At 57.6% G+C, this 26,051-nt stretch carries 21 protein-coding genes and 1 other annotated feature; of the genes, 12 read left to right on the plus strand and 9 right to left on the minus strand.

Annotated elements, in window-relative coordinates; all coding sequences use genetic code 11:
• Positions 1-63 precede the first annotated feature (63 nt).
• Positions 64-3,411: a mechanosensitive channel MscK gene (gene mscK / locus FHC51_RS10525; RefSeq protein WP_220435466.1), complete on the plus strand. Its 3,348-nt coding sequence runs from the start codon at positions 64-66 to the stop codon at positions 3,409-3,411.
• Positions 3,412-3,440: 29 nt separating this feature from the next.
• Here the strand turns inward: mscK and rsmS are convergent, their stop codons facing one another.
• Together rsmS and priC are read right to left on the minus strand one after the other, a co-directional pair.
• Positions 3,441-3,599, minus strand: coding sequence for a pleiotropic regulatory protein RsmS (rsmS, locus tag FHC51_RS10530; RefSeq protein WP_103824070.1), 159 nt, complete (start codon positions 3,597-3,599; stop codon positions 3,441-3,443).
• 12 nt (positions 3,600-3,611) lie between these two features.
• Positions 3,612-4,139 (minus strand): primosomal replication protein N'', encoded by a 528-nt coding sequence (gene priC / locus FHC51_RS10535; RefSeq protein WP_220435467.1) that lies wholly within the window; start codon positions 4,137-4,139, stop codon positions 3,612-3,614.
• Positions 4,140-4,189: 50 nt separating this feature from the next.
• Here priC and FHC51_RS10540 point away from each other — a divergent pair, with 50 nt between their 5' ends.
• From FHC51_RS10540 to gsk, 9 genes are all read left to right on the plus strand, one after another.
• Positions 4,190-4,567: a DUF454 family protein gene (locus tag FHC51_RS10540; RefSeq protein ID WP_103824072.1), complete on the plus strand. Its 378-nt coding sequence runs from the start codon at positions 4,190-4,192 to the stop codon at positions 4,565-4,567.
• 152 nt (positions 4,568-4,719) lie between these two features.
• Positions 4,720-5,271 carry an adenine phosphoribosyltransferase gene (apt, locus tag FHC51_RS10545; RefSeq protein WP_010428187.1) on the plus strand — a complete coding sequence of 184 codons (552 nt, stop codon included), beginning with the start codon at positions 4,720-4,722 and terminating at the stop codon, positions 5,269-5,271.
• A gap of 89 nt (positions 5,272-5,360) precedes the next feature.
• Complete coding sequence (gene dnaX / locus FHC51_RS10550) at positions 5,361-7,289, plus strand: DNA polymerase III subunit gamma/tau (RefSeq protein ID WP_114387765.1); 1,929 nt, start codon at positions 5,361-5,363, stop codon at positions 7,287-7,289.
• Positions 6,619-6,683 (plus strand) — a sequence feature (DnaX frameshifting element). Its footprint overlaps the gene before it by 65 nt.
• Positions 7,290-7,342: 53 nt before the next feature.
• Positions 7,343-7,675 carry a YbaB/EbfC family nucleoid-associated protein gene (locus tag FHC51_RS10555; protein WP_003858972.1) on the plus strand — a complete coding sequence of 111 codons (333 nt, stop codon included), beginning with the start codon at positions 7,343-7,345 and terminating at the stop codon, positions 7,673-7,675.
• The gene (recR, locus tag FHC51_RS10560) at positions 7,675-8,280 is read left to right on the plus strand and encodes a recombination mediator RecR (protein WP_103178512.1); all 606 of its coding nucleotides are present in this window, start codon (positions 7,675-7,677) and stop codon (positions 8,278-8,280) included. The genes FHC51_RS10555 and recR overlap by 1 nt, the downstream gene beginning before the upstream one ends.
• A 111-nt stretch (positions 8,281-8,391) precedes the next feature.
• Positions 8,392-10,266: a molecular chaperone HtpG gene (gene htpG / locus FHC51_RS10565; protein WP_103824074.1), complete on the plus strand. Its 1,875-nt coding sequence runs from the start codon at positions 8,392-8,394 to the stop codon at positions 10,264-10,266.
• 179 nt (positions 10,267-10,445) lie between these two features.
• Positions 10,446-11,090 carry an adenylate kinase gene (gene adk / locus FHC51_RS10570; protein ID WP_103178514.1) on the plus strand — a complete coding sequence of 215 codons (645 nt, stop codon included), beginning with the start codon at positions 10,446-10,448 and terminating at the stop codon, positions 11,088-11,090.
• A 137-nt stretch (positions 11,091-11,227) separates the two neighbouring features.
• Positions 11,228-12,190, plus strand: a complete 963-nt coding sequence (gene hemH / locus FHC51_RS10575) for a ferrochelatase (RefSeq protein WP_103824076.1) — start codon at positions 11,228-11,230, stop codon at positions 12,188-12,190.
• A gap of 62 nt (positions 12,191-12,252) precedes the next feature.
• Positions 12,253-13,557: an inosine/guanosine kinase gene (gene gsk / locus FHC51_RS10580; RefSeq protein WP_114315738.1), complete on the plus strand. Its 1,305-nt coding sequence runs from the start codon at positions 12,253-12,255 to the stop codon at positions 13,555-13,557.
• A 76-nt stretch (positions 13,558-13,633) separates the two neighbouring features.
• On the opposite strand, the gene ybaL is transcribed toward gsk, so the two are convergent.
• The gene (gene ybaL / locus FHC51_RS10585) at positions 13,634-15,298 is read right to left on the minus strand and encodes a YbaL family putative K(+) efflux transporter (RefSeq protein WP_220435468.1); all 1,665 of its coding nucleotides are present in this window, start codon (positions 15,296-15,298) and stop codon (positions 13,634-13,636) included.
• Positions 15,299-15,532: 234 nt separating this feature from the next.
• Positions 15,533-16,738 (minus strand): MFS transporter, encoded by a 1,206-nt coding sequence (locus FHC51_RS10590; protein WP_114315737.1) that lies wholly within the window; start codon positions 16,736-16,738, stop codon positions 15,533-15,535.
• Between the two features lie 163 nt (positions 16,739-16,901).
• Between FHC51_RS10590 and ushA the strand changes: the two genes are divergently transcribed.
• Positions 16,902-18,554: a bifunctional UDP-sugar hydrolase/5'-nucleotidase UshA gene (gene ushA / locus FHC51_RS10595; RefSeq protein WP_114387762.1), complete on the plus strand. Its 1,653-nt coding sequence runs from the start codon at positions 16,902-16,904 to the stop codon at positions 18,552-18,554.
• Between the two features lie 100 nt (positions 18,555-18,654).
• On the opposite strand, the gene ybaK is transcribed toward ushA, so the two are convergent.
• The 3 genes from ybaK to copA all read right to left on the minus strand — a co-directional run bounded on the left by ybaK (position 18,655) and on the right by copA (position 22,702).
• On the minus strand, positions 18,655-19,134 hold the full coding sequence (gene ybaK / locus FHC51_RS10600) for a Cys-tRNA(Pro)/Cys-tRNA(Cys) deacylase YbaK (protein WP_103824081.1): 480 nt from the start codon (positions 19,132-19,134) through the stop codon (positions 18,655-18,657).
• Between the two features lie 199 nt (positions 19,135-19,333).
• Complete coding sequence (locus FHC51_RS10605) at positions 19,334-20,128, minus strand: TraB/GumN family protein (protein WP_103824082.1); 795 nt, start codon at positions 20,126-20,128, stop codon at positions 19,334-19,336.
• A 75-nt stretch (positions 20,129-20,203) separates the two neighbouring features.
• Positions 20,204-22,702 (minus strand): copper-exporting P-type ATPase CopA, encoded by a 2,499-nt coding sequence (copA, locus tag FHC51_RS10610; RefSeq protein ID WP_220435469.1) that lies wholly within the window; start codon positions 22,700-22,702, stop codon positions 20,204-20,206.
• Positions 22,703-22,808: 106 nt separating this feature from the next.
• Here copA and cueR point away from each other — a divergent pair, with 106 nt between their 5' ends.
• On the plus strand, positions 22,809-23,219 hold the full coding sequence (gene cueR, locus FHC51_RS10615) for a Cu(I)-responsive transcriptional regulator (protein WP_220435470.1): 411 nt from the start codon (positions 22,809-22,811) through the stop codon (positions 23,217-23,219).
• Here cueR and FHC51_RS10620 read toward each other — a convergent pair.
• Positions 23,216-23,932, minus strand: coding sequence for a DUF3142 domain-containing protein (locus FHC51_RS10620; protein ID WP_220435471.1), 717 nt, complete (start codon positions 23,930-23,932; stop codon positions 23,216-23,218). The genes cueR and FHC51_RS10620 overlap by 4 nt on opposite strands.
• Positions 23,902-26,046, minus strand: a complete 2,145-nt coding sequence (locus FHC51_RS10625; protein WP_220436677.1) for a hypothetical protein — start codon at positions 26,044-26,046, stop codon at positions 23,902-23,904. Before FHC51_RS10625 ends, FHC51_RS10620 begins: the two co-directional genes overlap by 31 nt.
• Positions 26,047-26,051: the final 5 nt, after the last annotated feature.

Consider the following 26,051-nt stretch of genomic DNA (forward strand, 5'->3'; position numbering starts at 1 on the left):
GACTGCCGTGATATTCTTCACGCCGGTCATCCCGGTCATTCATCACACAAATTACACATTACTATGTCGCACTACACACGCCAATCGCATCCTGTTTTTGCCTTTATTTTGCTTCTCTTTTTTGCCTTATTGGCCTCCCCGGTTGCGTTTGCACGTGGTGATAACACCAGCGACACGCCAACCCGGGCAGATATTCAGAGCCAGCTTGATGCCCTGAGCAAACAAAAAGAGCTCAATCCGCAGGATAAGCTGGTGCAAAAAGACCTGACGGAAACCCTTGAGACTATTGATAAGCTTGAGCGGATCAAGGCCGAAACCACACAATTACGCCAGAAAGTGGCCCAGGCGCCGGAAGCGATGCGTAAGGCGACCGAAAGCCTGAATGCGCTGAGCGATGTGGACAATGATGACGAAACCCGCAAAACGCTGGCCACGCTCTCATTACGCCAGCTGGAACTGCGCGTATCGCAGTTGCTCGACGACTTACAAACCGCCCAGAGCGATCTCTCAACCTACAACAGCCAGCTGGTTTCCCTGCAAACTCAGCCGGAGCGCGTACAGAACGCGATGTATACCGCCTCTCAGGAGCTGCAGCAGATCCGCAATCGTCTGAACGGCACCGCGGTGGGCGAGGCGGCGTTACGCCCCACGCAGCAAACGTTGCTCATGACGCAGCAGCAGCTGCTGAATGCCCAGATCGAACAGCAGCGCAAGAGCCTGGAAGGCAATACCGTCCTGCAGGATACCCTGCAAAAACAGCGCGACTACGTCACCGCGAACATCAACCGTCTGGAGCATCAACTGCAACTGCTGCAGGAGGCGGTTAACAGCAAGCGACTGACCCTGACGGAGAAAACCGCTCAGGAGGCCATCAACCCGGACGAAACCGCGCGTATCCAGGAAAACCCGCTGGTGAAGCAAGAGCTGGATGTTAACCACCAGCTCAGCCAGCGTCTGATAACCGCCACCGAAAACGGCAACTCGCTGGTTCAGCAGAACATTAAAGTCAAAAACTGGCTCGATCGCGCCCTGCAGTCGGAACGCAATATTAAAGAGCAGATTGCCGTCCTGAAAGGCAGCCTGCTACTGTCGCGTATCCTTTATCAGCAGCAGCAAACTTTACCTTCCGCCGATGAGCTGGAGGACATGACCAACCGCATTGCGGATCTGCGCCTGGAGCAGTTTGAGGTCAACCAGCAGCGCGACGCCCTGTTCCAGAGCGATGCCTTTGTGGCGAAGCTGGAAGAGGGGCACAAAAGCGAGGTCAATGGAGAGGTCCACGACGCGCTGTTGCAGGTGGTGGATATGCGCCGCGAGCTGCTGGACCAGATGAACAAACAGCTGGGTAATCAGCTGATGATGGCCATTAACCTGCAGATCAACCAGCAACAGCTGGTGAGCGTATCCAAAAGCCTGCAGGAGATCCTCACCCAGCAAATCTTCTGGGTGAACAGCAACAAACCGATGGACTGGGACTGGATAAAATCCTTCCCGGGCATGCTAAAAGACCAGATTAATGGGATGAAAATCACCGTTAACTGGGAAAAAGCCGGCCCGGCGGTGGCCTTTGCCTTCCTGGCGGGTCTGCCGCTGTTGCTGATTGCCGGTTTAATCCGCTGGCGTCTTGGCTGGCTGAAAAAGTACCAGGCGAAGCTGGCGAATGAAGTCGGGCAGTTGCGTAATGACAGCCAGCTTCATACCCCAAAAGCGATTCTTATCGATCTGATCCGCGCCCTGCCGGTCTGCCTGTTAATTCTGGCTGCGGGGCTGATTCTGCTCACCATGCAGCTCAACGTCAGCGATCTGCTGTGGGCCTTCAGCAAAAAGCTGGCGCTGTTCTGGCTGGTCTTTGGCCTGTGCTGGAAAGTGCTGGAAAAAGACGGCGTGGCGGTGAGCCACTTCAATATGCCTGCGCAGCTGACCAGTCACTGGCGCCGCCAGATTGTGCGCATCAGCCTGGCGCTGTTGCCGCTGCACTTCTGGTCGGTGGTGGCGGAACTCTCTCCGCTCCATCTGATGGATGATGTGCTGGGGCAGTTCGTGATCCTGCTTAACCTGCTACTGATAAGCGTCCTGATGTGGCCGATATTCCGTGACAGCTGGCGTGACAAAGAGTCGCATACCATTCGCCTGGTGACGGTCACCGTACTCTCTATTATCCCTGTCGCGCTGATGGTGCTGACGGCCACCGGCTATTTCTATACCACCCTGCGTTTGTCAGGGCGCTGGATTGAAACCGTCTATCTGGTGATCTTCTGGAACCTGCTCTATCAGACCGTGCTGCGCGGGCTGAGCGTTGCCGCCCGCCGTATTGCCTATCGCCGCGCGCTGGCGCGTCGGCAGAATATGGTGAAAGAGGGGGCCGAAGGCGCTGAACCGCAGGAAGAGCCGACCATCGCCCTGGAGCAGGTCAACCAGCAGACGCTGCGTATTACCATGCTGGTGATGATTGCTCTGTTCGGCGTGATGTTCTGGGCGATCTGGTCTGATTTAATCACCGTCTTTGCCTATCTCGATAGCATTACGCTATGGCACTACAGCGGCACCGAAGCGGGGGCCGCAGTGGTGAAAAACGTCACCATGGGCAGCCTGCTGTTTGCGCTGGTCTCGTCGGTGGTGGCATGGGCCTTGATCCGCAACTTACCTGGCCTGCTGGAGGTATTGATCCTCTCGCGCCTGAATATGCGCCAGGGGGCCTCCTACGCCATTACCACCATCCTGAACTATGTGATTCTGGTGGTGGGTGCCATGACCGTCTTCGGTTCGCTCGGGGTGTCGTGGGACAAACTGCAGTGGCTGGCGGCGGCGTTGTCGGTGGGCCTTGGTTTCGGTTTGCAGGAGATCTTCGGGAACTTCGTCTCCGGCCTGATTATTCTGTTCGAACGTCCGGTGCGTATCGGCGATACCGTCACCATCGGCACCTTCTCGGGCACTGTCAGCAAGATCCGTATCCGTGCGACCACCATCACTGACTTCGATCGCAAAGAGGTGATCATCCCGAACAAAGCGTTCGTCACCGAGCGGTTGATCAACTGGTCGCTGTCGGACACCATCACCCGCGTGGTGATCCGCCTCGGCGTGGCCTACGGTTCCGATCTGGAGACGGTGAAAAATGTCCTGTTGAAAGCGGCGATGGATCATCCAAAAGTGATGCACGATCCGGAGCCAGCCGTCTTCTTTACGACCTTTGGGCCGAGTACGTTAGATCATGAGCTGCGTCTGTACGTGCGTGAACTGCGCGATCGCAGTTATACGGTGGATGAACTGAACCGCACTATCGAACGTATGTGTCGCGAGAACAACATCAATATCGCGTTTAACCAGCTGGAAGTGCATCTGCGCAATGAGAAGGGCGACGAGCACACTGAAGTGAAACGTGACATTAAGGGTGACGATCCGACCCCAGCGTGATGCGCCCCCTCGCTCTCGCCTTCTCCCTTTCAGGGAGAGGGCAGGGGGGAGGGTAATTTCCCTTCAAAATCCCGCTTCACAATCTCCAGCGCTTTCAGCACTGTTTCAGTGGGGATAGCATGGTTCTCCAGCAACATGATCAGGTCGACGGCCAGCTTGACTTCGTCGGGGGCGTTTTCCAGTGACACACACTACTCCTGTTAACGGGTCAGACGCGCGATAACGCGTTCAATGTCATCCAGTGCCTTGCGGCAACGTTCAAGCCGTCCTTCCAGGGCGGTGATTTCACGCATCAGCATCTGCTGTTCTTCCAGCGTTTCGGCCTGATTCAGCCGCGCCGTGCGTTCATTTTTCATTTCACAGAGCCGACGTTCAAACTCCTGGTGTTCCAGACGCTTGCGCTGCCATTTTGTGGTCCCGGCAGAGGAACTGTCCCAGACGCGTAGCGGCCAGGCGACAATCTCCCGATGCAGGGCGGCAATCTGTTCCGCCAGATGACCGGCAAGCCAGGCCACCTGCTCAGATTGCCCCTTTTCCACGGCGTGACGCAGCTCATCCAGGTTGTGCTGGGCTTCATCCAGATAGGCATTCATCACCGTGCTGCGGGTGCGGAACAGCTGCCGGTCAAAGCGCGGCTTCAGCGTGGCGTGCTGCATCAGCGGGGAGGCCTGCGTGCGCAGGGCCGACAGCTGATTTTGCAGTGTCTGTAAAAGCAAGGCTGTTTTCAATCCGCACTCCAGTGGTACAGTAGCCGTTCAGTTTGATACCGATTCGCATTATGCAGCGTACTATTCTAATCATCATTGGCTGGCTTGCGGTAGTGCTCGGCACGCTGGGTGTCGTTTTACCCCTTCTGCCGACTACCCCTTTTATATTGCTTGCGGCGTGGTGCTTTGCCCGCTCCTCGCCACGTTTTCACCACTGGCTGCTGTACCGCTCATGGTTTGGCGGCTATCTGCGCCACTGGCAACAGTACCGTGCGATGCCGCCCGGGGCTAAGCCGCGGGCCATTGCGCTGATCCTGGTGACCTTCGCCATTTCATTATGGCTGGTCAAAATGATGTGGGTACGGATCCTGCTGCTGGCGATCCTCACTTGCCTGCTCATTTTCATGTGGCGGATCCCCGTTGTTGATGAAAAGCAACAAAAGCAATAATCCTCAGACTGACTGTTGCATTTCTTGTGCGCAGCCAGTAAATTCGACCGTTTTCGAGCACGGGCGGGCCTGGTTAAAGGTTAAACAATTGTTACTTTGACCAACCCTTTATCCGCTCCGTGAGTAACACCGTTTTCATCAGGCATCCATTTATGACCGCAACTGCGCAGCAGCTTGAATTTCTTAAAAACAGCATCAAAAGCATCCAGGATTATCCGAAGCCTGGCATTCTTTTCCGTGATGTCACCAGCTTGCTGGAAGACCCAAAAGCGTACGCGCTCAGCATTGAACTGCTGGTTGAGCGTTATAAGAACGCTGGGATCACCAAAGTTGTAGGCACCGAAGCCCGTGGTTTCCTGTTTGGCGCCCCGGTTGCGCTGGCAATGGGCGTGGGCTTTGTACCGGTGCGTAAACCGCGCAAACTGCCTCGCGAAACCATCGCCGAGAGCTACGAGCTGGAGTACGGCACCGACCAGCTTGAGATCCACGTTGATGCGATCAAGCCAGGCGATAAAGTGCTGGTGGTTGACGATCTGCTGGCCACCGGCGGCACCATTGAAGCGACCGTGAAGCTGATCCGTCGCCTGGGTGGTGAAGTAACCGATGCGGCCTTTATCATCAACCTGTTCGATCTAGGCGGTGAACAGCGCCTCGAAAAACAGGGCATCACCAGCTACAGCCTCGTGCCATTCCCGGGACATTAATCCTCCCGCCCGCAACCTCGCCCAACGGGTGAGGTTGTGTTAGCATTACCCCCCTGAATATCCACCTTCCAGCGTTGCAGAGCCTGCCCATGAGTTATCAGGTGTTAGCCCGTAAATGGCGACCCCAAACCTTTGCTGACGTTGTCGGCCAGGAACATGTGCTGACCGCCCTGGCGAACAGCTTATCGCTAGGCCGTATCCATCACGCCTGGCTTTTTTCCGGCACCCGTGGCGTCGGTAAAACCTCTATTGCCCGTTTGCTGGCGAAAGGCCTTAACTGCGAAACCGGGATCACCGCCACGCCGTGCGGCGTGTGCGATAACTGCCGTGAAATTGAGCAGGGGCGCTTTGTCGATCTGATTGAGATCGATGCCGCATCGCGCACCAAAGTCGAAGATACCCGCGATCTGCTGGATAACGTCCAGTACGCCCCGGCGCGTGGCCGCTTCAAGGTCTATCTGATCGATGAAGTGCACATGCTTTCGCGCCACAGCTTTAACGCCCTGCTGAAAACGCTGGAAGAACCGCCTGCACACGTTAAATTCCTGCTGGCGACCACCGATCCGCAAAAGCTGCCGGTCACTATCTTATCCCGTTGTCTGCAGTTCCACCTGAAGGCGCTGGACGTCACGCAGATCCGCGATCGGCTCGAATACATCCTGAACGAAGAGCAGGTTGCCCATGAACCGCGGGCGCTGCAGCTGCTGGCGCGTGCCGCCGATGGCAGCCTGCGCGATGCGCTCAGCCTCACCGATCAGGCGATTGCCAGCGGCGACGGCAAGCTGACCACTCAGGCGGTGAGCACCATGCTCGGCACGCTGGATGACGATCAGGCACTGTCGCTGATTGAAGCGGTTGTCGAGGCCAACGGCGAGCGGGTGATGGAGCTGGTCAACGCCTCGGCCTCACGCGGCGTGGAGTGGGAAGCCCTGCTGGTTGAGATGCTTAGCCTGCTGCACCGTATTGCGATGGTGCAGCTTTCCCCGGCGGCGCTGGGCCCGGATATGGCCGCGATTGAACAGCGGATGCGCGAGCTGGCGCGAACCATTCCGCCAACGGATGTACAGCTTTACTATCAAACCCTGTTAATTGGCCGCAAAGAGCTGCCGTTCGCGCCCGACAGACGTATGGGGGTTGAGATGACCCTGCTGCGCGCGCTGGCATTCCATCCGCGCATGCCGTTGCCGGAACCCGAGGTGCAGCCGCAGTCGTTCGCACCGGCCGCGCCGACGGCGGTTATGTCACCGCAGCAGGTACCAGTACAGCCGGCAGCGCCATCGCCGCAAAATGTGCCGCTGTCGGACGCCACCAGTTCGGTGCTTGCTGCCCGCAGCCAGCTACAGCGCGCGCAGGGAGCACCCAGACCAAAAAAGAGTGAACCGGCAGCGCCTGCAAGAGCGCGGCCGGTAAATAACGCCGCGCTTGAACGTCTGGCTTCGGTCACGGATCGTGTTCAGTCGCGTTCGGCATCGGTCACTTCTGAGCCGAAGGCGCCGGTGAAGCAAGAAGCCTATCGCTGGAAAGCCACCACCGTCACCGAAGAGGTGAAGGTGGAGATTGCCACGCCGAAGGCGCTGAAAAAGGCGCTGGAGCACGAGAAGACGCCGGAGCTCTCCGCGAAGCTGGCGGAAGAGTCGCTTGCGCGCGATGCCTGGGCGGCAGAGGTCAGTAAACTGAAGCTGCCGAAGCTGGTGGAACAGGTTGCGCTCAACGCCTGGCGTGAGCAGGAGGGCAACCGCATCTGCCTGCATCTGCGTCCGGGCCAGCGTCACCTGAATTCGGCGAGCGCGCAGCAGGTGCTGACTGAGGCGCTCTCCACATTACAGGGCGCGCCGGTTGAATTGACTATCATTGAAGATGATAATCCGGCGGTCCGTACGCCGCTGGAGTGGCGTCAGGCCATTTATGAAGAGAAGCTCGCGCAGGCGCGTGAGGCAATTATCGCGGATAATAACATTCAGACCCTGCAGCGTTACTTCGATGCAGAACTGGATGAAGAGAGTATTCGACCCATTTGATCGTGAGTCTGACTTACGGTTGTTATCTTTAACGTGAAAGAAGAGAGAAGCCTATGTTTGGTGGTAAAGGCGGTCTGGGTGGTCTGATGAAGCAGGCCCAGCAGATGCAGGAAAAAATGCAGAAGATGCAGGAAGAGATCGCACAGCTGGAAGTGACTGGCGAATCGGGCGCAGGTCTGGTCAAAGTGACCATCAATGGCGCACACAACTGCCGTCGCGTGGAGATCGACCCAAGCCTGCTCGAAGACGACAAAGAGATGCTGGAAGATCTGGTTGCCGCTGCGTTTAACGATGCTGCGCGCCGTATCGACGAAACTCAGAAAGAAAAAATGGCCTCTGTATCCTCCGGAATGCAGCTGCCACCGGGCTTTAAGATGCCATTCTGATGCAAACCAGTCCGCTGCTTACGCAGTTAATGGAAGCGCTACGCTGCCTGCCGGGCGTAGGCCCGAAGTCGGCGCAGCGCATGGCGTTTACCCTGCTGCAACGCGATCGCAGCGGCGGCATGCGTCTGGCGCAGGCCCTGACCCGCGCCATGTCAGAAATTGGCCACTGTGCCGACTGCCGCACCTTTACCGAGCAGGAGGTATGTAACATCTGCGCCAACCCGCGTCGTCAGGAAAATGGTCAGATCTGCGTGGTGGAGAGTCCTGCGGACATCTACGCCATTGAGCAGACCGGCCAGTTTTCCGGCCGCTATTTTGTGCTGATGGGGCACCTGTCGCCGCTGGACGGTATTGGTCCGGATGATATCGGCCTGGACCGCCTTGAACAGCGCCTGAAATCGGAAACGATTAACGAGGTGATCCTCGCCACCAACCCAACGGTGGAAGGGGAGGCGACAGCCAACTATATCGCCGAGCTGTGTGCAGAGTCCGGCGTCGACGCCAGTCGAATTGCCCACGGCGTGCCGGTGGGCGGTGAGCTGGAAATGGTCGATGGCACTACGCTGTCCCACTCTCTGGCAGGTCGTCACAAGATTAATTTCTGACCAAACGGAGGCTGCAGTCGTGGCCTCCGCTTGAAAAAATTCCCCCGTATCCCCATCTCTCCCTCAACGCTTTTAAACCCCATTAAATGGCATTGTTGAGGTCGACTTAGTATGAAAGGACAAGAAACCCGTGGTTTCCAGTCAGAGGTAAAACAGCTTCTGCACCTGATGATCCATTCTCTTTATTCCAATAAAGAAATTTTCCTGCGCGAGCTTATCTCTAACGCCTCTGATGCGGCAGACAAGCTGCGTTTTCGTGCGCTCTCGAAGCCAGAGCTGTATGAAGGTGACGGCGAACTGCGCGTGCGCGTCTCATTTGATAAAGAGAACCGCACCCTGACTATCGCCGACAACGGCATCGGTATGACCCGTGATGAAGCCATTGACCATCTCGGCACCATCGCTAAATCCGGCACCAAAGCCTTCCTGCAGTCGATGGGTTCCGATCAGGCGAAAGACAGCCAACTGATTGGTCAGTTCGGCGTGGGCTTCTACTCCGCCTTCATCGTGGCGGATAAAGTTACCGTACGCACCCGTGCGGCAGGCGAAAGCGCCGAAAACGGCGTATTCTGGGAATCCCACGGCGAAGGTGAGTACACCGTTGCCGACATCACCAAAGCCGATCGCGGCACCGAGATCACCCTGCACCTGCGCGAAGGGGAAGACGATTTCCTCAACGACTGGCGCGTACGCTCCATCATCAGCAAATATTCTGACCATATCGCCCTGCCGGTAGAGATCGAAAAACAGGAAGAGAAAGACGGCGAAACCGTCATCTCCTGGGAGAAGATCAACAAGGCGCAGGCGCTGTGGACGCGTAACAAGTCTGAAATCAAAGACGACGAATACAACGAGTTCTACAAGCACATCGCCCACGACTTTACCGATCCGCTGACCTGGAGCCACAACCGCGTGGAAGGGAAGCAGGAGTACACCAGCCTGCTTTATATCCCGGCGCAGGCACCGTGGGATATGTGGAACCGCGATCACAAGCACGGCCTGAAGCTGTACGTGCAGCGCGTGTTCATCATGGACGAAGCCGAGCAGTTCATGCCGAACTACCTGCGCTTTGTACGCGGCCTGATTGACTCCAACGATCTGCCGCTGAACGTCTCCCGTGAGATCCTGCAGGACAGCACCGTAACCCGTAATCTGCGCACCGCGCTGAGCAAACGTGCCCTGCAGATGCTGGATAAGCTGGCGAAAGACGACGCCGAAAAATACCAGACCTTCTGGAAACAGTTCGGCCTGGTGCTGAAAGAGGGCCCGGCAGAAGATCCGTCCAACGTCGAAGCCATTGCCAAACTGCTGCGCTTCGCCTCCACACACACCGACTCTTCCGAGCAGAATGTGTCGCTGGAAGAGTACATCTCCCGCATGAAAGAAGGGCAGGAGAAAATCTACTACATCACCGCCGACAGCTATGCCGCGGCGAAGAGCAGCCCGCACCTGGAGCTGCTGCGTAAGAAAGGCATCGAAGTATTGCTGCTTTCCGATCGCATCGATGAGTGGATGATGAACTACCTGACCGAGTTCAGCGGTAAAGCGTTCCAGTCCGTTGCCAAAGCCGATGAGTCCATCGACAAGCTGGCGGATGAAGTGGACGATACCGCGAAAGAGGCGGAAAAAGCGCTGGAGCCGTTTGTTGAGCGCGTGAAAACCCATCTGGGCGATCGCGTGAAAGAGGTGCGTTTCACTCACCGTCTGACCGATACCCCAGCCATCGTCACCACTGATGCTGACGAGATGAGCACCCAGATGGCGAAGCTGTTCGCCGCCGCGGGCCAGGCAGTGCCGGAAGTGAAATACATCTTTGAACTGAACCCGGATCACGCGCTGGTGAAACGTGCAGCCGAGACCCAGGACGAAGCCCGCTTCGCCGAGTGGGTTGAACTGCTGCTGGATCAGTCCCTGCTGGCTGAACGCGGCACGCTGGAAGATCCTAACCAGTTCATCAAACGCGTGAATGCGTTGCTGCTGGCGTAAATCACTTCCCTCTCTTCGCTGAAGAGAGGGTAAGGGTGCAGGTTATCTGCCTGCACCCACTAATAAATTCCCCTCATTAACCGTTTCAGCCTTCCCGCCTTTCTTGAGCGATACCCGTTCTGGTGGTATTGTTTAGCGCTTTTTGAAAAATTGAATCGACTTTTGAGGGGATTTTCGCAATGCGTATTATTCTGCTTGGCGCTCCGGGCGCGGGTAAAGGAACTCAGGCTCAGTTCATCATGGAGAAATACGGTATTCCGCAAATCTCTACGGGTGACATGCTGCGTGCCGCTGTTAAATCTGGCTCCGAGCTGGGTAAACAGGCGAAAGACATTATGGACGCCGGCAAACTGGTGACCGACGAGCTGGTTATCGCTCTGGTTAAAGAACGCATTTCTCAGGAAGATTGCCGTAACGGTTTCCTGCTGGACGGCTTCCCACGTACCATTCCGCAGGCGGATGCCATGAAAGACGCGGGCATCAACGTGGACTACGTGCTGGAGTTCGACGTACCGGACGAGCTGATTGTTGACCGTATCATCGGTCGTCGCGTACACGCCGCTTCCGGCCGCGTTTACCACGTTAAGTTCAATCCACCGCAGGTGGAAGGTAAAGACGACGTGACCGGCGAAGAGCTGACCACCCGTAAAGACGATCAGGAAGAGACCGTGCGTAAGCGCCTGGTGGAATACCATCAGATGACCGCGCCGCTGATCGGCTACTACAGCAAAGAAGCGCAGGCGGGTAACACCAAATACGCAAAAGTTGACGGTACTAAGCCTGTCGCTGACGTTCGTGCAGAGCTGGAAAAGATCCTCGGCTAATCGCACCACCACTTAACGTGGTTCTCACCCGGGTCCCCGGGTGAGAAAAATTCTCATTCTACCTTTTACTGCAATTGGTTCCGTTTACGCACTTTTCAGATACACTTATCAGCCTGTTAAAAGGTTATGAGGCGTGAATGAGTCAGGCGAAAACCGGCATCCTGCTTGCCAATCTGGGAACCCCCGAAGCACCTACTCCAGCGGCGGTAAAACGCTACCTGCGACAATTTTTAAGCGATACGCGCGTTGTGGATACCCCACGCCTGCTGTGGTGGCCTTTGCTGCGTGGCGTGATTCTGCCGATCCGTTCGCCGCGCGTGGCAAAGCTCTATCAGTCCGTCTGGATGGAAGAGGGTTCGCCGCTGATGGTCTACAGCCGTCGTCAGGAGAAGGCGCTGGCTGCCCGTCTGCCGGATATGCCGGTAGCGCTGGGCATGAGTTACGGCAAACCTTCCCTGAAAAGCGCCGTCGATGAACTGCTGGCGCAGGGCGTTGATCACATTGTGGTGCTGACGCTCTATCCACAGTACTCCTGCTCCACCGTGGCAGCCGTCTGGGATGAGCTGGCGCGCATTCTGGCAACCCGTCGTCGCATTCCTGGCGTGACCTTTATTCGCGACTACGCGGATAACGAGCTCTATATCAACGCCCTTGCCAGCAGCGCCCGCGCGTCGTTTGAGAAACACGGCGAGCCGGATCTGCTGCTGCTCTCCTATCACGGCATCCCGCAGCGATTCGCCAACGAAGGGGACGACTATCCGCAGCGCTGCCGCGATACTACCCGTGAGCTGGTGTCCGCCCTCGGCCTGCCGCCCGAGAAGGTGATGATGACCTTCCAGTCGCGCTTTGGCCGCGAGCCGTGGCTGACCCCTTATACCGATGAAACGCTCAAAATGCTGGGTGAGAAGGGGGTGAAGCATATCCAGGTGATGTCGCCGGGCTTTGCGTCAGACTGTCTGGAAACCCTGGAAGAGATCGCGGTGCAAAACCGGGAGTTCTTCCTCGAAGCGGGCGGGACGAAGTACGAGTATATTCCGGCGCTTAACGATAATCCTGAGCACATCGAGATGATGGCATCACTGGTGACCCGCAGCCGCTGATCGCACTCTGCGCCGGGTTTGTGCTACCATTCCCGGCCCATCCGTCACTCATAGCTCAGAACATGAAATTTCCCGGTAAACGTAAATCCAAACACTACTTTCCCGTTAACGCCCGCGATCCGCTGCTGCAGCAAATTCAGCCGGAAAATGAGTCCAGTGCCGCCTGGGTGGTGGGTATCGACCAGACGCTGGTGGATATTGAAGCTAAAGTGGACGATGCGTTTGTCGAACGTTACGGCCTGAGCGCCGGGCACTCTCTGGTAATTGAAGACGATGTAGCGGAAGCGCTCTATCAGGAGCTGGTGCGGGATAACCTGATCACCCATCAGTTTGCCGGGGGGACCATCGGCAACACCATGCACAACTACTCTGTGCTGGCGGACGACCGCTCCGTGCTGCTGGGCGTGATGTGCAGCAATGTCGAAATCGGCAGTTACGCCTACCGTTATCTCTGCAACACCTCCAGTCGTACAGATCTGAACTACCTCCAGGGGGTGGACGGGGCGATTGGCCGCTGCTTTACGCTGATCGGTGAATCTGGCGAGCGCACCTTCGCCATCAGCCCTGGCCATATGAACCAGCTGCGCGCCGAGAGCATTCCTGAAGAGGTGATTGCCGGGGCATCTGCACTGGTGCTGACCTCCTATCTGGTGCGCTGCAAGCCCGGCGAGCCGATGCCGGAAGCGACCATGAAGGCGGTGGAATATGCGAAGAAATACAACGTGCCGGTGGTCCTTACCCTGGGCACCAAATTTGTCATCGCCGATAACCCGGAGTGGTGGCAGGCGTTCCTGAAAGAGCACGTCTCGATTCTGGCGATGAACGAAGAAGAGGCCGAAGCCCTGACCGGGGAGAGCGATCCGCTGCTGGCATCTGATAAGGCGCTGGACTGGGTCGATCTGGTGCTCTGCACTGCCGGGCCGGTAGGGTTGTATATGGCCGGTTTCACCGAAGAAGAGGCAAAACGCAAAACCCAGCATCCGCTGCTGCCAGGGGCGATTGCCGAGTTCAACCAGTTTGAATTCAGCCGCGCCATGCGCCACAAAGACTGCGTAAATCCGCTGCGTATCTTCTCGCATATCGCCCCGTATATGGGCGGCCCGGAGAAGATCATGAACACCAACGGCGCAGGCGACGGCGCGCTGGCGGCGCTGCTGCACGATATCACTGCCAACGCGTTCCACCGTACTAACGTGCCGAACTCCAGCAAACACAAGTTTAACTGGCTGACCTATTCGTCGCTGGCACAGGTATGTAAGTACGCAAACCGCGTGAGCTATCAGGTGCTGAACCAGCATTCGCCGCGCTTAACGCGCGGCCTGCCGGAGCGGGAAGACAGTCTGGAAGAGTCCTACTGGGACAGATAAGCCCATCCCCCGGCGGCGCTGCGCTTGCCGGGGCGACGTGTGAGCCTGCTAAGCGAAGCGCCAGCAGGCTTTTTGTTTACCCCATCACCACCTTTTTCTCCAGCAGCGCCAGCATCGTATTGGCAATTTCGCGCTCACCCATCACCACCTGATTCGCGCCACGCTCGGTGATGTAATCCACCTCGTCGTCGTAATGGGCGCGGGCAATAATTTCAATATCCGGACACTTTTCTCGCGCCGAGGCGACAATCTCCCCCGCTTCATAGCCGTTGGGAATGGTCAGCAGGAGCCAGCGCGCGCAGTCGAGATGCGCCAGGTGCATGATCTCTTCGTTCGCCGCATTCCCCAGCACCGCACGGATCCCCCGTGCGCGTAGCTCATCCACGCGGGTACGGGAGTTTTCAATCACCACCAGTGGAATGCCCTGGGCCATCAGCTTCTCACCCAGCAGGCTGCCGACGCGGCCAAACCCCACCAGCAGGGCGTGGTTACAGATATCTACCGGGATCTGCTTCTCATCCTCAATGGCCTCTTCCAGGGTCTGATCGTCCAGGGTTTCGGTTTTATCGAGGTATTTTTCCAGCAGCGCGAACAGTATCGGGTTGAGCATAATTGAGAGGATCGCCCCCGCCAGCACCAGGTTTTGCCCGGCCTGAGGCAGCAGATCCAGCGCCATGCCCAGCCCGGCGAGAATAAAGGCAAATTCACCAATCTGGGCGAGACTGGCGGCAATAGTCAGCGCGGTACGCGGCGAGTGGCCGAACATACGCACCAGGAAGAAAGCGGCGAGTGACTTACCGAAGATAATGATGGCCAGCGTGCCGAGCACCGCCAGCGGCTGTTCAATGAGGATCATCGGGTTGAACAGCATCCCTACCGAGACGAAGAACAGCACCGCAAAGGCGTCGCGCAGGGGCAGGGTATCGTGGGCGGCGCGGTGGCTCAGCTCCGATTCGTTCAGCACCATCCCGGCAAAGAAGGCCCCCAGCGCGAAGGAGACATCGAACAGCTCCACGGCCCCGAACGCAATACCCAGCGCCAGCGCCAGCACCGAGAGGGTGAACAGTTCACGCGAGCCGGTCGACGCGCTGCGGGCAAGGATCCACGGCACCAGGCGGCGGCCCACCAGCATCATAATGGCAATAAACGCCACTACCTTACCGATGGTAATACTCATATCCAGCGCCAGCGAGGCTAACCCGACATTCTCTTTTTCCAGCATTCCGGCGATGGCTGGCAGCAGCACCAGGGTTAAGACCATCACCAGATCTTCAACAATCAGCCAGCCGATGGCGATCTGCCCCCGCTGGCTGTCAATCAGCTGTCTCTCTTCAAGCGCGCGCAGCAGCACCACGGTACTAGCGGTAGAAAGACAGAGGCCAAACACGATGCCGGTCATCAGCGGCCAGCCCAGCATTGCGGAAAGCGCCATACCCAACAACGTCGCCACGGCTATCTGGGCGATCGCGCCGGGAATGGCAATGGACTTTACCGCCATCAGATCCTTCACGGAGAAATGCAAACCCACACCGAACATCAGCAGGATCACGCCAAGCTCCGCCAGCTCCGGGGCGAGTTTCGTATCAGCAACAAAACCGGGGGTAAAAGGCCCGGCTAACACGCCCGCCAATAAATAGCCTACCAGAGGGGAAATGCGCAGTTTGTTGGCAATCATGCCGAGAATAAAAGCGAGTACAAGTCCACCAACAATGGTGGTGATAAGCGGTGTGGCGTGGTGCATTCCGTCTCCTTTCGTTGCTGTATGACTCCATTTTTGGTCCGCAAACCAAAAAGCTGTGTAATAGTTTATGACAGAAGTAATGATTATGTTTATGAATAATTATTGAATTTTGGCAAAAACAGCAATAAAGGCGAGACAAAAGACTGTGCGGGGAATTTATCAGAAGTAATGTAAAGAAAGGCCGATGGCATAAGGAAAGGGAGCGGCCAAACCAGAAGTTTGACCGCAGATAAATCAGGATTTATGCCGGTTATCAGGCAGGAATATAGTCAACATCCCGAGAAGCGGCAGGAAAGCGCAGATTTTGTAGACCAGGAAGATGCTGGTATGGTCTGCAATCAGGCCTAATACCGCCGCGCCAAGGCCGCCCATGCCGAAAGCGAAACCAAAAAACAGGCCGGAAACCATGCCGATACGTCCCGGAAGCAGCTCCTGGGCATAGACCAGGATGGCAGAAAACGCAGAGGCAAGAATAAACCCAATGATCACGGTTAAAACACCCGTCCACCACAGGGTCGCGTAGGGCAAAATAAGGGTGAAAGGCGCAACGCCAAGGATAGAGCCCCAAATCACATATTTTCGTCCGATTTTGTCACCCAGTGGCCCACCAATAAAGGTCCCGGCGGCGACGGCAAACAGGAAGGCGAAGAGATGAAACTGGGCGTTTTGTACCGATAATCCGAATTTTTCCATCAGGTAAAAGGTGTAATAGCTGCTGATGCTCGCCATATAGAAATATTTGGAGAAAATCAGCATCAGCAGGATGCCGACCGCCAGAATAACCTTGTTACGCGGAAGGGGATTGATAACCGGCGCTTTTGGTTTGCCCTTATTAACCCGGTGCTGGGCGGCGTACCAGCGGCTGATTTGCGCCAGCACCACAATCGCCAGCAGCGCAGCCAGCACAAACCAGGCCACGTTTCCTTTGCCATAGGGGGCAATAATTACCGCCGCCAGCAGCGGGCCGAGAGAGCTGCCGAAGTTACCGCCCACCTGGAACAGCGACTGCGCCAGTCCGTGACGGCCACCGGAGGCCATACGCGCCACGCGGGACGACTCCGGGTGGAAGACCGATGAGCCGGTTCCCACCAGCGCGGCTGCCACCAGTACGCCCTCGAAACTGCCCGCCATCGCCAGCAGGATCAGGCCGCTCAGGGTAAAGCACATGCCAATCGGCAGCGACCACGGCATCGGATATTTGTCCGTCCAGTAGCCCACCACCGGTTGCAGCAGCGATGAGGCCAGCTGGAAGGTGAGGGTGATCATGCCGATCTGCACGAAGGTAAGAGAAAACTCGGACTGCAATAAGGGGTAGATCGCCAGAATAAGCGACTGGATCATATCGTTCAGCAGATGCGAAAGACTGATTGCGCCGAGAATACCAAATGAGGTGCGAGCCTTAGCAGCCGACACCGGTGGAGTAGATTCACTGATTGCCATAAATACCACGTCGATTGTTATAGGAAGTGCAGGATGTAATTATTATCCGCCTAACATACCTTTCCCCGACATTTGAGGAAAGTCGCAATTCTGAAAACATATTTGTCTATTCTGATTACTCATTGTAATTTTTGCGTTTGTCTATGCATCAGGGAGTGAAGAAATGAAGTTAATGAAGCGAGGCGTCGCGCTGGCAATCATTGCGGCGTGTGGGCTGCTCAGCCTGCCGGCCCAGGCCTGGGAAAAAGATAAAACCTATAACATCACCATCCTGCATACCAACGATCACCACGGCCACTTCTGGCGCAGCGAATATGGCGAATATGGTCTTTCGGCACAGAAAACGCTGGTGGATGGGATCCGTAAAGAGGTGGCGGCAAAAGGCGGTAGCGTGCTGCTCCTCTCCGGCGGCGACATTAATACCGGCGTGCCGGAATCAGATTTACAGGACGCGGAACCCGATTTCCGCGGCATGAATTTGATTGGCTACGATGCGATGGCCGTGGGTAACCATGAGTTTGATAATCCCATCGAAGTATTACGCCAGCAGGAGAAGTGGGCCAAATTTCCGTTCCTCTCCGCCAATATTTATCAGAAAAGCACCGGCGAGCGCTTATTTAAACCCTGGGCCATTTTCAAACGCCAGGATATTAAAATTGCGGTGGTGGGGCTGACCACCGACGACACGGCGAAAATCGGCAACCCGGAATATTTCACCGATATCGAATTCCGTAAACCGGCTGATGAAGCGAAGCTGGTGATCCAGGAGTTACAGCAGAACGAAAAGCCGGACGTGATTATCGCTACCACCCATATGGGCCATTACGATAATGGCGAGCATGGCTCGAATGCGCCAGGGGATGTCGAGATGGCGCGCAGCCTGCCGGCGGGCTCCCTGGCGATGATCGTGGGCGGTCACTCCCAGGATCCTGTCTGCATGGCCTCGGAAAATAAAAAGCAGGTGGACTATGTGCCAGGCACGCCGTGCGCGCCCGATAAGCAGAACGGGATCTGGATTGTGCAGGCGCACGAGTGGGGCAAATATGTGGGCCGGGCCGATTTCGAATTCCGTAACGGCGAGATGAAGCTGGTCCACTATCAGCTGATCCCGGTCAACCTGAAGAAGAAGGTGACCTACGATAACGGCCAGAGCGAGCGCGTTCTCTATACGCCAGAAATTGCGGAAAACCCACAGATGCTCTCCCTGCTGACGCCGTTCCAGAATAAAGGTAAAGCGCAGCTGGATGTGAAGATCGGCACGCTCAATGGCAGACTGGAAGGCGATCGCAGCAAGGTGCGCTTCGTGCAGACCAATATGGGCCATCTGATCCTGGCCGCCCAGATGGCGCGCACCAATGCCGATTTTGCGGTGATGAGCGGCGGCGGCATCCGCGACTCCATCGAAGGCGGCGATATCACCTATAAAGATGTCCTCAAGGTGCAGCCGTTCGGCAACGTGCTGGTCTATGTCGATATGAGCGGTAAAGAAGTCACTGACTATCTCACCGCGGTAGCGCAGATGAAACCGGACTCCGGCGCCTATCCGCAGTTTGCCAACGTGAGCTTTGTGGCGAAGGGTGGGGTGCTCAACGACCTGAAGATCAAGGGTGAACCGGTTGATCCGGCAAAAACCTACCGTATGGCGACCTTGAGCTTCAACGCCACCGGCGGCGATGGTTATCCGCACATTGATGATAAACCAGGCTATGTGAATACCGGCTTTATTGATGCCGAGGTGCTGAAGCAGTACATCCAGCAGAACTCACCGCTGGATGTGAACGCCTATGAACCGCAGGGTGAAGTGAGCTGGCAGTAAGTGCCGTCAGTGCCGGGTGGCGGCTTCGCCTTACCCGGCCTACGGATCCTGCGGTTTTGGGTTTAGTAGGCCGGGTAAGCGCAGCGCCACCCGGCGTTTTTTAATCCCGACGCGCAATGTCCGCAAACTGCGCATCCAGCATTTTCGCCAGATCACTCGCCGCCAGTTCAATATCCATCCCGCGCTTGCCGCCGGAAATATAGATCGTTTCAAACGCCTGTGAAGGCGCATCAATCAGCGTCGGCAGGCGCTTCTTCTGCCCCAGAGGGCTGATCCCGCCCACCAAATACCCCGTGGTGCGTTGCGCCACCATCGGGTCGGCCATATCCACTTTTTTGGCGCCCAGCGCTTTGGCCACTTTCTTCAGATCCAGTTGGCTGGCAACCGGGGTCACCGCCACGGCGAGATGTTTCATATCGCCATTGACCGCAACCAGCAATGTTTTATAGACCTGATCCGCATTCAGACCCAGTTTACGCACCACTTCATCACCAAAATTGGTTTCAGCCGGATCGTGGTCATAGCTGTGGATCCGAAACGAAATCTTGTTTTTTTCGAGTAATTTAACGGCGGGAGTCATAGCAATCCTTCTTAGCCCGGACAATAAACGCCTTAAGAATACGCCTGAAAAGCGGCTAAAAAATAGCACCATCTTGCGCAATAGTGTTGGCAGTGATGGTCACTTTGAGCGACAATCTGCTGAACCGGAGGTCTCCTCCGGCATAATAACAATGATGAAATTCCTCTTTGACGGGCCAATAGAAATATTGGCCACTTTTTTATCTCAGCAGTGACGGCAAATTCCCCTCGCCGTACAGATGCAACGCCCCCACCGCCACCACATATCGCCCGGCCGGCAACGCGTGCAGCTTTTCGCACCACGCCTGATTACGCTCATGCATCAGCACATCATACAGCGATTCGCTGAAGGTCGCCGGAAGCGCCAGCTTGTCGACGACAGGGGGGGAATCCAGCCACCAGCTCACCATGGTTTGCAGCAGGCGGGCATTGGTGTGCCAGTGAGTCAGGGTATCTTCCAGCAGCAGCAAACCGTCGTCTGGCATCTGGCGCAGCAGGGCGATCTGGCTGGCAGCTCCTTCCAGCTCAATGACCGGTAGGTTCTGCGTACGCGCGGCATTCAGCAATTGGTAATCGATGCCATAATCTCCCCGCAACCCCAACCGCTGCGCCTGGGTAGCCTGCAATACCATGGCGATCTGCCATAGCGGCTGGCTCTCAAGCTGATTAAGCGATAATCCAAGCTCCCCGGCGACCCGTTGCAGTTCCGTAAGCTGGGTCGGGCTGAGACGCTCCGCCAGCGGAGGCGGGATCGCAAGCCCTGCAAAGGGCGACTCATCCCCGGAGATATCCGCTTCGACGATCAGCGCATCGGCGTGATGCAAGCGGGTAACCAGGCCATCGGGCAGGGGAGACATATCCCGCGTCCCCATATGGATACTGCCGACCAGATGCAGATGCTGTCCGCCGGGAAGGGTGATATCAAGACCAGGCCAGCGATAGCGGCGGGGGAAGAGGGCGCGAAACGATGCTTTCAGACGTTGAAACAGACCCATACGCGCTCCCTGATGAAAAATTCATGCTAGCGCGTGGGGAGGAGTGGCGCAAGACGTCCTTGTCCTGCGGCAACGTTACGCTTTAGGTTTAAAGCGCAACAGGCGGTTGGCGTTGCTCACCACCGTAATCGAGGAGAGGGCCATAGCGGCACCCGCCACCACCGGGTTCAGTAGCGTCCCGGTCAGCGGCCATAAGATCCCGGCGGCGATAGGAATACCGAAGGCGTTGTAGATAAAGGCCCCCAGCAAATTCTGCTTCATGTTGCGCAGGGTCGCTTTCGAGATGGCGAGCGCGTCGGCCACGCCGGTCAGACTGTGGCGCATCAGGGTTATCGCCGCCGTTTCGATAGCGACATCGCTGCCACCGCCCATAGCAATCCCGACATCGGCCTGTGCCAGCGCCGGAGCATCATTGATGCCGTCGCCAACCATCGCCACCCGGCGCCCCTGCTTCTGCAGTTTGATAATCGCGTCCGCTTTGCCATCCGGCAGTACGCCCCCAATCACCTCATCAATGCCAGCTTCCCTGGCGATAGCCTGTGCGGTAGTGGCGTTATCGCCGGTCAACATCACCAGACGATAACCCTCCCTGTGCAGGCGTTGCAGTGCGGTCACGCTGTCTGCGCGCAGCGGATCGCGGATGGCAAACAGCGCCGCGGCCCGCCCGTCAATCGCCAGCAACACCGGCGTAGCGCCCCTGGTGGCCCAGGTGTGCAGATGTTCATCCAGCGCGCTGGTATCAATACCATTTTCCGCAAGCAGCGCCTGATTACCGAGCAGCAGGGTGCGGTTGTCCACCTCGCCGCTGACGCCAAGGCCACGCAGGGTACGGAAGTTATCTACCTTAGCGAGCGCGCTCTCCGCTTTCTCCAGAATCGCCCGCGCCAGCGGGTGGCTGGAACCCTGTTCGAGCGCGGCGGCCAGGTGCAGAGCATCGGCTTCGCTTATCCCGCCCAGGGTATGGACGGCAACCACCTGCGGTTTACCTTCGGTCAGGGTACCGGTTTTATCAAAGACCAGCGTATCCAGAGTGCTGGCGCGTTGCAGGGCGTCGGCGTCGCGCACCAGCACGCCCGACTCCGCGGCACGTCCGACGCCGGAGATAATCGACATCGGTGTTGCCAGCCCCAGGGCGCAAGGGCAGGCGATGATCAGCACCGTGGTGGCGATCACCAGGGTATAAACAATCTGCGGCGCGGGGCCAAAAAAGTACCAGATAGCGGCGCTGAACAGGGCTATACCCACCACCACCGGCACGAAGATGGCGGAAATTTTATCCGCCAGCTTGCCGATCTCCGGCTTGCTGCTCTGGGCCTGACGCACCATGCGGATGATGCGCGACAGCGTAGTGTGGCTGCCGACGGCGCTGGCGCGGAACAGCACGCTGCCATCCTGCACCACCGTACCGGCATGAACGCTCTCCCCGTCGCTTTTCTGTTGCGGTACCGGCTCGCCGGTGAGCATCGCTTCGTCAAACCAGGCTTCACCCTGGGTGATCTCCCCGTCCACCGGGACGCGATCCCCGGTGGTCAGGCGCAGGATCATCCCGGCCTGCACCTCGGCCAGCGGCACGCTCTGTTCGCCGCTCTCCGTCACCACCCGGGCAGTGGGCGGCGTTAAGTCGAGTAATCTTTCCAGCGCCTTCGATGAACGCTGCCGGGCCCGCGCCTCCAGCATATGGCCGAGGTTAATCAGGCCGATAATCATCGCGCTGGCTTCATAGTAGAGATGGCGCGCTTCCATCGGGAACCACTGCGGCCAGAGGTTTACGCTCATCGAGTAGAGCCACGCCGCGCCGGTACCCAGCGCCACCAGCGTGTCCATGGTGGCGGTGCGGTTTTTCAGGCTCTTCCAGGCGCTGGTATAAAAGTGGCCACCCGCGAAGATCATCACTCCGAGGGTGAGCACGCCAATCGCCAGCCACAGCGTGCGGTTATCGTCGGTAACCATCATGTTGTCGCCGAGCATACCCCAGCCCATCACCGGGATACCTACCAGCAGGGCGACAATCGCCTGCCAGCGAAAACGTTTCATGGTGGCGATGGCCGTCTCCTGCTGGCGCGCCCGCCGTTCGACGTCATCCTCAATCGCCTCGGCGCCGTAGCCCGCTTTTTCAACGGCCTGCACTAAATCAGCGGCGGAAGCACTGCCCATCACCAGCGCAGTGCGTTCCGCCAGATTGACCCGTGCCTGTGCCACACCCGGAACCGCCTGCAGGGCATCCTGCACCCGGGTGACGCAGCTGGCGCAGCTCATGCCGTTGATCAACAGCTGTTGGCTGTCATCACTGTCGTGAGCTGCCGGAAGCTCAGAGGGGTCCGCTGTCAGTGCTTCCGACGGAGTTGTTGACGCTGTCAGCGGATCAGCCTTTGGGTGGCTTAACGCCGCACCGTAACCGGCCTGTTTGATGGTGTCGATCAGGGCATCGGCGCTGGCGCTGCCGGTGACGACCGCGTGCTCGATGGTCACCTCTGCATGCTCAACGTCCGGGCGTTGCTCCAGACTCTCTTTAACGCGTTTGACACAGTGGCCGCAGGAGAGGCCGTCCAGTGTCAGATCGATGGTTTGAGACATAATTAGCTCCTTATAAATCTCCAGCCAGATATTGACCGGAGAGACACTTTCATCTAACTGTTATCAAGGTTAAACCTTCCATCAAGGGGAAGGTCAAGGGGGAAACGTGAATATCAGTGATGTTGCCAAAAAAACCGGCTTAACCAGCAAAGCGATTCGTTTTTACGAAGAGAAAGGGCTGGTGACGCCGCCGCTGCGCAGTGAGAACGGCTACCGGAGCTATACGCAAAAGCACCTTGATGAACTCACGCTGCTGCGCCAGGCGCGTCAGGTGGGGTTCAATCTGGATGAGTGCGGCGATCTGGTGACGCTGTTTAACGATCCTGCCCGTCACAGCGCTGACGTTAAAAGCCGGACACTGGATAAGGTGGCCGAAATTGACCGGCATATTGTAGAGCTACAGGCGATGCGCGATCGGCTGCTGGCCCTGGCCGAGAGCTGCCCGGGGGATGAGAGCGCCGACTGCCCGATCATCGATAATCTCTCCGGCTGCTGTCACCGCAAAGCGAAGGCTTAACGCCGGGCCGGGTTGAGCATAAACACCACCGTACCGCGATACCAGGGGGATTTTCGCAGTTGCGCTTCGGCCTGCACATCCCGCTGACCGTTTTGTACCAGCCCGAGCTTAAAGGGAATGCGCAGCCGGGCAAGCGCGGGCAGATAGACCTGATAATTGTCTACCGTATGGCGGCCCTGATAGCTCTGGATCACCAGTTCATCCACTGCCAGGCTATTCAGCGTGGCAACATCACCGGTTTTCGCCCAGTCCAGCAGCCCGGTCACCCCCAGCGCGAATTCAGGCGGCAATTGCTGGCGAAGTGTGCGCAGAAAGCGCGCGTAGTCCGCCAGCTGGTGGGTAGCGGCATCAAAATCGACTTGCAAACCTACTACCTGATTTCCGGCGGCCTGCCAGCGCTGCATCAGGCGGACAATTCTCGGCACGATGGTCGGCGGCACCTCAAGGGTGGTAAAGCGCACGGTCAGCCAGATGGAGGGAAAGGTCAGGCGACTGACCGGCAGGCCGAGGCGCTGAAACACCACCTCATTGGGCCGGGTCAGCACTTCGCCCTGATGGAGATAGACCGTTTGCGCCTCTTTCAGTGCGTCGCTGGCCTTCACCCCTGACCAGAGCCAGAAGGCTGGATGCTCGTGGGCGGTAACGATTTCTGCCGCCTGCGCTTCTGCGGCCAGCAGCGCGCCTACCAGTAGTATTTGAGTTTTTGCGCCCACGGACTGCCCGGATACTGCGTTTTTAACTGCGAGAACCAGCCTTTGCGCTGGGCTTTGTCCACATCGGTTCCGCCACATTCGTTATAGCCGGACGGGGCGTAGCACATGATGGCCCGATAGAGCGCATAGCTCTTATCTTCATGTTCCGCCTTTGGTGAGGTGATGACCTGCTGGTAGTAAGCCTGTCTGTCGAACTGCCCGTAAGGTTCTTTGCGGTGGATGGCCGCCTCCAGCAGACCGTTGCCCGCACTCTCTTTCCACAGATCGACACGGGTATTGGTTGTGCGGAAAAACTCACCCAGACAGTTCAGGGCATGGGCATCTTCGGCGTTCTGGCTGAGCACCTGCACGGTTTTATCCAGACTACGACACACATAACCGGCTTCGGCGGCATCACCATTCCAGTCGAATACGCTCAGGTTAACATCGTCAAACGCTTTGCCAATAACTGGCGAGGTTATCGCGCTGGCAAGCTTTCTGTCATTTAACCAGTCGCTAAAGCGGTTCTCCGTTAAGTCGCGCACCAGCAGGGTATGCAGCGCAATGGTCCGCTCTTCATTGTTGGGTCCCTGACTGGCCTGCTGACGTAACCGCTCAGGCGAGGCTACCGCTTTTAACACCCGGGAGCGATAACGCAGGCTGGTGATGGCGCTATCCGCGGCAAATATCGCCTCTGTATTGCCGCTATAGACCAGGGTGGCCGCCAGTCTGGACTGCACGTACTGCTGCTGTTCAGCATCCTGGCTGAGTTTGAGCAGCTTAAGCCAGAAATCACGCGCCGCAGGCCACTGCTTTTGCGCCATCAGCGCGTCGCCGTACAGTACCTGCTCGCTGAAGGCGACAATATCGTGCGCCGGGAGTGTTTCTGCCGGTTTAACGACCTGAAGGATGGCGGCAGGGTTATTCGTCGCCAGCCACAGGTTCAACTGTAAATTGCGCCACAGCGCCAGCTTGCCGCTCTGTTCAAACGCCGGTTTGCTGCTGTTGAGATCCTCCTGCGTCAGGGTCGGTTTCTCGTCGCTGTTCAGGCGAAGGGCGCGCAGCAGCTCGATATAGCTGACCTGCGGCGCGTCGGGGAAGGCCTCCCGCACGGCACGACCGTAGAACTGCATGCCGTAGACATTATCGTATTCGGTCACCAGGCCGCGCAGCGCCTCAGCATTCTCAGCCTGCTGGAACCGCTGCTCGTACAGCCCTGCCAGCTGCGGCCACGCCTGCAGATACCAGTTGATGCGGCGCAGCATACCGCGCGCCGAATCGGCGTAACGCCCCTCCGGCCAGCGCTGGAGGTAGGTCTGGGCCGCTTTCTGCGCCTGTTCAGCGGCCGGACGGTCGATGCGGTCGATATCAAAATCGCCATACTCTCCGGTACTGTTCTGGCTGCTTTTGTTCAGCGCCGTGCGCATCAGCATATAGCCCGCGGTCTCTGCCAGCCACGGACGATCGCTGTCGACAAGCGAGGTAAACGCCCGATCTGCTTCCTCATAATCGCCACCATAAAAACGGGCCGCCCCGGTCAGATAGGTTTTATACAGCAGGGCAGAAGAGTGGGCAGGAAGGGTCGTCAGGGAGGCGGAGATCTGCTCATCGGTTGCGCCAGAGTAGAGCCCCAGACGCGCCTGCCCCAGGACATGGCGCTGTTCCGCCGTCAGCGCGTCGTCGGCCAGCAGCGCGGCAAAAAACTGGCTGAGGCTGTCGGCACTGTTCGAGACGAAGCGGTTTTCCTGCTCGCCATCCTTCTGGGTGTCGACGGCCTCGAGCTGCAATGCGGCCAGCTGCTGGCTGAGAAGGCTCTCTTCAGCGGGCTTGTCCGCGGCTGGGGTGACCGGATCTTCCAGGTCATCCCACTCCGGGTGGTAAGCAAAATAGAAATCCCGGGAGCGGGTGATATCCGCAGGCATCGACTGCACGGGCAGGGCAAAGGATTTGGCTTCGCTCAGCAGGCGCAGCAGATTGTCGCGGGAGTCGTTACCGGGCGTCAGCACCGGGTCGCCCTTCAGCAGACAGTGCTCATCGCTCCAGTTGCAGTCTTCCATATCAAATGAGGCAAATGCCGGCGCGGCGCTCGCCAGTAAGGCGCTAACGCTGAGTGCCAGCGTTGTCTTCCTGACCATCATGC

Origin of the sequence: Leclercia sp. EC_58 (assembly GCF_019584355.1) — a bacterium.
Taxonomy (GTDB): Bacteria; Pseudomonadota; Gammaproteobacteria; order Enterobacterales; family Enterobacteriaceae; genus Enterobacter.

Coding starts and splice junctions, on each gene's coding strand:
- FHC51_RS10555 (WP_003858972.1), top strand. CDS start 7,343: ATGTTTGGTGGTAAAGGCGGTCTGGGTGGTCTGATGAAGCAGGCCCAG.
- FHC51_RS10540 (WP_103824072.1), top strand. CDS start 4,190: ATGCAGCGTACTATTCTAATCATCATTGGCTGGCTTGCGGTAGTGCTC.
- dnaX (WP_114387765.1), top strand. CDS start 5,361: ATGAGTTATCAGGTGTTAGCCCGTAAATGGCGACCCCAAACCTTTGCT.
- ushA (WP_114387762.1), top strand. CDS start 16,902: ATGAAGTTAATGAAGCGAGGCGTCGCGCTGGCAATCATTGCGGCGTGT.
- apt (WP_010428187.1), top strand. CDS start 4,720: ATGACCGCAACTGCGCAGCAGCTTGAATTTCTTAAAAACAGCATCAAA.
- gsk (WP_114315738.1), top strand. CDS start 12,253: ATGAAATTTCCCGGTAAACGTAAATCCAAACACTACTTTCCCGTTAAC.
- ybaL (WP_220435468.1), bottom strand. CDS start 15,298: ATGCACCACGCCACACCGCTTATCACCACCATTGTTGGTGGACTTGTA.
- adk (WP_103178514.1), top strand. CDS start 10,446: ATGCGTATTATTCTGCTTGGCGCTCCGGGCGCGGGTAAAGGAACTCAG.
- recR (WP_103178512.1), top strand. CDS start 7,675: ATGCAAACCAGTCCGCTGCTTACGCAGTTAATGGAAGCGCTACGCTGC.
- FHC51_RS10605 (WP_103824082.1), bottom strand. CDS start 20,128: ATGGGTCTGTTTCAACGTCTGAAAGCATCGTTTCGCGCCCTCTTCCCC.
- FHC51_RS10590 (WP_114315737.1), bottom strand. CDS start 16,738: ATGGCAATCAGTGAATCTACTCCACCGGTGTCGGCTGCTAAGGCTCGC.
- mscK (WP_220435466.1), top strand. CDS start 64: ATGTCGCACTACACACGCCAATCGCATCCTGTTTTTGCCTTTATTTTG.
- FHC51_RS10625 (WP_220436677.1), bottom strand. CDS start 26,046: ATGGTCAGGAAGACAACGCTGGCACTCAGCGTTAGCGCCTTACTGGCG.
- copA (WP_220435469.1), bottom strand. CDS start 22,702: ATGTCTCAAACCATCGATCTGACACTGGACGGCCTCTCCTGCGGCCAC.
- ybaK (WP_103824081.1), bottom strand. CDS start 19,134: ATGACTCCCGCCGTTAAATTACTCGAAAAAAACAAGATTTCGTTTCGG.
- htpG (WP_103824074.1), top strand. CDS start 8,392: ATGAAAGGACAAGAAACCCGTGGTTTCCAGTCAGAGGTAAAACAGCTT.
- hemH (WP_103824076.1), top strand. CDS start 11,228: ATGAGTCAGGCGAAAACCGGCATCCTGCTTGCCAATCTGGGAACCCCC.